The organism is uncultured Citricoccus sp. (assembly GCF_937871995.1).
GTDB lineage: Bacteria > Actinomycetota > Actinomycetes > Actinomycetales > Micrococcaceae > Citricoccus.
In genome coordinates this window covers 1-1,440 of sequence record NZ_CALMQR010000094.1, presented here as the reverse complement: position 1 = coordinate 1,440, position 1,440 = coordinate 1, and the positions used below count along the sequence as shown (strand labels likewise).

Here is a 1,440-nt window from a genome sequence, read left to right as displayed (position 1 = left end):
CGCGCCTTCGACTTCCCCGGCTTCGTGAAGGCCTATATCCGCCCGCAGTTCTGCGAGGGGCGCGGCCCATTCCGGTGGGTGGCGCTGTCCGGCGACCCGGCCGACATTGCCGTCATGGACCGTGCCCTGATGGAGCTGTTCCCGGACCACGCGGACCTGCACCGGTGGTTGCGGGCCGCCGCCGAGCACGTCGAGTTCCAGGGGCTGCCCGCCCGGATCTGCTGGCTGGGCTACGGCGAGCGGGCCCGGGCCGGGTTGCTGTTCAACCGCCTCGTGGCCGAGGGCAGGGTCTCGGCCCCGATCGTCATCGGCCGCGACCACCTCGACTCCGGGTCGGTGGCCAGCCCCTACCGGGAGACCGAGGGGATGCTCGACGGCACCGACGCCGTGGCCGACTGGCCGCTGCTCAACGCCCTCGTCAACACCTCCTCGGGCGCCACCTGGGTGTCCATCCACCAGGGCGGCGGCGTGGGGATGGGGCGCTCGATCCATGCCGGCCAGGTCTGCGTGGCCGACGGCACCGAGCTGGCCGCCCGGAAGCTGGAACGGCTCCTGACGAACGACCCCGCCACGGGCGTGATGCGCCACGTGGACGCCGGCTACGACCGGGCGCGGGAGGTCGCCGCCGAGCGCGGGGTGCGGATCCCGATGGCCGAGGGGCCCGATGCGCCCGTCCGGCCCGGGGAGCCCGGTGGGAACGGGACCTGATGCGCACCGTCGTGACGGACATCGCCGAGCTGGTGACCAACGACGCCGGCGCCCCCGGCCTGCTGGGCGTCGTCGCCGACGCCACCCTGCTCCTCGAGGACGGCCGGGTCCGCTGGGCCGGTCCGGCCGCCGAGGCCCCGATCGAGGCGGCACTGGCCGAGGAGGGCATCAGCGCCGGCGGCGGTGCGGTCCTGCCGGGGTTCGTCGACAGCCACACCCACCTCGTGTTCGCCGGGGACCGCTCGGCGGAGTTCGCCGCCCGCATGGCCGGACAGCCCTACACGGCCGGTGGCATCACCGCCACGGTGGCCGCCACCCGCGCGGCCGCCACGGCAGAGCTCGAGGAGAACCTCGTCCGCCTGCTCCGGCAGGCCGAGCGCTCCGGCACCACCACGGTCGAGGTCAAGACCGGGTACGGGCTGAGCCTGGAGGAGGAACTGCGCGCCCTGGACATCATCAACCGGCACACGGAGGACTCCACCCTGCTGGCCGCCCACGTGGTCCCGCCGGAGTACCGCGACGATCCCGAGGGCTATGTCGACCTGGTGGTCGAGCGGATCATCCCGGCCGCGGGGGGCCGGGCCCGGTGGGTCGACGCGTTCTGCGAGGAGGGGGCCTTCACCGAGGAGCAGTGCGCCCGCGTCCTCACGGCCGGCCGGGAGCACGGGATGATGCCCCGGCTGCACGCGAACCAGCTCACCGCCGGCGGGGCGCTGCAGCTCGCCGCGCGCC

Annotated in this window: 2 pseudogenes; both read left to right on the top strand. The window is 74.7% G+C overall.

The annotated features are described in order from the left end of the window. Positions 1-708, top strand: a pseudogene (locus tag Q0283_RS11215) (urocanate hydratase); the annotation flags it as partial. Continuing rightward, positions 708-1,440: pseudogene (locus tag Q0283_RS11210) on the top strand (imidazolonepropionase); the annotation flags it as partial. The pseudogenes Q0283_RS11215 and Q0283_RS11210, both read left to right, overlap by 1 nt.